We start from the raw sequence: 3,554 nt of genomic DNA, 5'->3' as shown, positions 1-3,554 counted from the left end.
GGTCATGGGGGTCGCGTGGGCCGGGACGGCGGCTGGGCGCACGGTCCGGGTAGGTGTCGACGAGATGCGCGGCGGACCGCTCGGGGTCCGCGGCGCGCGGCACCGGCGGGCGAGCCTCGCTGAGGCCCTGGGCCTCCCGCGCGGCGATCTCCTTGAGCCGCAGCGACAGCTGGAGCGTGCTCGGCCGCTCGTCCGGGTCCTTCGCCAGACAGGCCCGGATCAGCGGGGCCAGCGCGTCGGGCACGTCGTCCAGCTGGGCCTCCTCGTGCACCACCCGGTACAGCATCACCTCCGAACTGCCGTGCCCGAAGGGGGAGTCGCCCGTCGAGGCGTACGCCAGCGTGGCGCCCAGCGAGAACACGTCGGTGGCCGGGGTGACGGCGGCGCCGCGCACCTGCTCGGGGGCGAGGAAGCCGGGGGAGCCGACCGCGGTGCCGACGTGGGTGAGTGTGGAGGCGCCGGTCGCCCAGGCGATGCCGAAGTCGATGATCCGCGGGCCCTTGGGGGAGAGCAGGATGTTCGACGGCTTGAGGTCCCGGTGCACCACCCCGGCCTCGTGCACGGCGACCAGGCCCTCCGACAGGGCCGCGCCGATCGCCGCGACCTCGGCGGCGGGGAGCGGGCCCTCGTCGGCGACCTTGTCGTGCAGGGAGGGGCCCGGGACGTACTGGGTGGCGAACCACGGGCGGTCGGCCTCCAGGTCGGCGGCCACCAGGCGGGCCGTGCAGCCGCCCCGGATACGGCGGGCGGCGGAGACCTCGCGGGCGAAACGGGAACGGAACTCCTGGTCCTCGGCGAGGTCCGGCCGGATGACCTTCAGTGCGACCCGCTGCCCCTTCTTGTCGGAGCCCAGGTAGACCACGCCCATTCCGCCCGCGCCGAGACGTCGGTGAAGCCTGAAAGAGCCGACGACGCGCGGGTCCTCGCGCCTCAGGCGCATCATCGCCATGTTCATCCCCGCTGCCCGGTCCTGTGACGTGCCACAGCTTACGTTTCCACGGGCGCTGGTGCGCAGAGGCCGCGCCCTCTTCGCGGGGCGGATTGTCAGTGGTGGGTGGGAGACTTGAAGGGTGGTCAGGGGGCGTGCGAGCAGGCCGGGTTCGCGCGGTGAGTGATCCCAACCACCCGATGCGGAGGGGGGATTGATCACGTGAAAGGTGACCGTGTGGAGATAGTCGTGGACGCGGGGGACACGACGCGGACGTACGAGGTGGTGGCCGGCAGGGCGGGGCGCCGGGTGGAGACGGCGGTGCGCCGGGGGGTGGTGGAAGTGAGCGAAGTCACGCGAAGCGGGACGGTGGTGCGGACGGCGCGGTTCATGGCGAACCGGGTGCCGGCGCTGGTGGAGCAGCCGGTTCCGAGGGAGGACGGAAGGGAGCTATCGGGGCGTACCGGGCGCCCCCTCCGGGATGTCCCCGAGTCGTAGGACCGCGTCTCCACCCAGGGGAGTACGGCGGGCGCGACGGCTCATCCTCCGGGAGGCCCGGCAATCGGTACGAGGGCATGACGCCCGGGATGTGCGGGGCGCCTAGATTTGAGGTCAAGCGGCGGGTGCAGTACTCGTCCCCCGAGGTCAGACGCCCGCCGCTGCACAGACCGGTGAACGGCGAGACAGCAAGACAGCAAGACAGCAAGACAGTAGGACAAGCGGTCAGGAGAGGGGCCATGGCGCACACGGCACCGCGGACACTGGTCCGCGTGCGGGCGCGGCGCGAGGGACGCCGGCACCCGCTGGTGGCCACGCTGATGGCTCTTCCCCTGGCGGTCCTGCTCCTCCTCGTCTTCGACGGGTGGGAGACAGTGACCACACAGGCGTCGTCCGTGGGCGAGATGCTGGGGCGCTGAGCGGCGCCCCAGACCCGGAAGAGCGGTCCGGGAGGGGAACATCCCGCCCATGAAACCCCGTGGGGACGGGGGTGCGGCGGACGGCAAAAATGCCGGCGCAGCTGGGGAGCTGCGCCGGCATTACTTTGCGCCCGTGCCGCCGAGCGGGGGTACGCGTGTCCATGCCTGCGGCGTAGCCGTGCCTCCCTAGCTGCGGGCATTCGTGCCGCCTGGGGCGGCACGGGCAGGCGCAGCGGCACCCCTTCAGCGGGGCCAGCGCAAACCCACCCCCGGCCAGCACCCACCCCGGGTGCTCAAGGAAACGAACCCCGGCACCGCACCCCGTACCCACGCCCCCGCAGCCCCCCGTACGCTCCTTCTCAGACCCGCATCCCAGGGAGCCCCGTGCCGTCAGACCACCCCCTCCTGATCGAGCTGACCGCCCATGCCGCCGCCGTCGCTCACCAGGCACCGCACGACTCCCCCTGCCCCTGCGGCGCAGCCACCCTCGCCGACCGTCCCGACGGCACAGTCGTCCGCCACGGCGACACCGTCGCAAAGGCCCACGCAATGGACGCCGACCCCGGCGAGCTGACGGCACGGATGGAAACGGCCACGCAGCTCAAGGACATCTTCGTCACCCCCCTCACCCCCGCCCCCACCCACCTGCACGGCCGCCCCGTCACCTTCTGGCCCTACGGCATCCCCGTCGACCCGGACACCCCCGACGCCGCCCCCTGGGAACCCGCCGCCACCCTCCTCGCCCACCTGCACCGCACCCCCGCCCCACCGAACCTCCCCGTGATGCGAGGCCCGCTCAAGGCAGCCCGTGCCATCACCCGGCTCCGAGCCGAAGCCCCGGAGCACCCGGCCACCGCCCCGGTCCTGCGGGCCTGGTCCGCGCTCCCCGCCTGGGCCAGAGCCCAGGCCCCCATGCCCGGCCCACCCACGCTGTGCCACGGCGACTTCCACCTCGGCCAGCTCGTCCACCTGCCCAGCGGTGGGGGTTGGCGGCTGATAGACGTGGACGATCTCGGGGTGGGCCGGCCCGCCTGGGATCTCGCCCGCCCCGCCGCCTGGTTCGCCTGCGGCCTGCTGCACGGAGAGGAGTGGGCACGCTTCCTCGCCGCTTACCGGAACGCCGGCGGCCCCGCCGTCCCGGCCGACGGCGACCCCTGGCCGTTCCTCGACACCCCGGCCCGGGCCCTCACCGTGCAGACCGCCGCCCGCATGATCACCAAGGCGCTGGCGGAGGCACGGCCCCTGGACGACGTCGAGACCTGCGTGGTGGACGCCTGCGCCCGCATCGCCTCCGCCAAGACCCCTCCCGCACCGGCCCCGGCCCCCTAGGCTGCAACCGACGGGGGCCAGACGGAGTCTGTCCTGGCGATACCCGAAGCAGGACCGACCGGCGAGGAGCTGAACAAACCATGCAGTGTCCGAAGTGTCGTGCGCCGATGCACACCTACAACCGCAACGGCGTCCAGATCGAGCAGTGCAGCGGCTGCCGTGGGATCTTCCTCGACTACGGCGAGCTCGAGGCGCTGACCCGGCTGGAGGCCCAGTGGTCCCAGCCCGCGCCGCCCGCCGCCCCGCAGGCGTACCCCGCCGCTCCGCAGGCCCCGGCCGCCCCCGCATGGGGCGCCCCGCACGGCGGGCACTACGGCCACCGCCGGCACAAGAGCTTCGGGCACATGCTGTTCTCGTCCTGAACTCCTGAGACACGACCG

General features: G+C 73.2%; 5 protein-coding genes. 4 read left to right on the top strand and 1 reads right to left on the bottom strand.

Annotation, left to right across the window (positions count from 1 at the left end; genetic code table 11):
• A partial coding sequence (locus tag ABD207_RS19520; RefSeq protein ID WP_344014384.1) for a serine/threonine-protein kinase occupies positions 1–955 on the bottom strand: 955 nt, incomplete at its 3' end.
• 195 nt (positions 956–1,150) lie between these two features.
• Here ABD207_RS19520 and ABD207_RS19515 point away from each other — a divergent pair.
• From ABD207_RS19515 to ABD207_RS19500, 4 genes are all read left to right on the top strand, one after another.
• The gene (locus ABD207_RS19515; RefSeq protein WP_344014382.1) at positions 1,151–1,426 is read left to right on the top strand and encodes a hypothetical protein; all 276 of its coding nucleotides are present in this window, start codon (positions 1,151–1,153) and stop codon (positions 1,424–1,426) included.
• Positions 1,427–1,665: 239 nt separating this feature from the next.
• A complete protein-coding gene (locus tag ABD207_RS19510; protein WP_344002289.1) occupies positions 1,666–1,845 on the top strand; it encodes a hypothetical protein in 180 nt (59 codons plus the stop codon).
• 384 nt (positions 1,846–2,229) lie between these two features.
• Positions 2,230–3,174: a phosphotransferase family protein gene (locus tag ABD207_RS19505; protein ID WP_425580754.1), complete on the top strand. Its 945-nt coding sequence runs from the start codon at positions 2,230–2,232 to the stop codon at positions 3,172–3,174.
• An 80-nt stretch (positions 3,175–3,254) separates the two neighbouring features.
• Positions 3,255–3,536: a TFIIB-type zinc ribbon-containing protein gene (locus tag ABD207_RS19500; RefSeq protein WP_344002298.1), complete on the top strand. Its 282-nt coding sequence runs from the start codon at positions 3,255–3,257 to the stop codon at positions 3,534–3,536.
• Positions 3,537–3,554: the final 18 nt, after the last annotated feature.

This window comes from Streptomyces thermospinosisporus, from assembly GCF_039526425.1.
GTDB lineage: Bacteria > Actinomycetota > Actinomycetes > Streptomycetales > Streptomycetaceae > Streptomyces > Streptomyces thermocarboxydovorans.
Note: the sequence above shows the minus strand (reverse complement) of the source record. Positions and strands in the feature narration are given on the sequence as shown.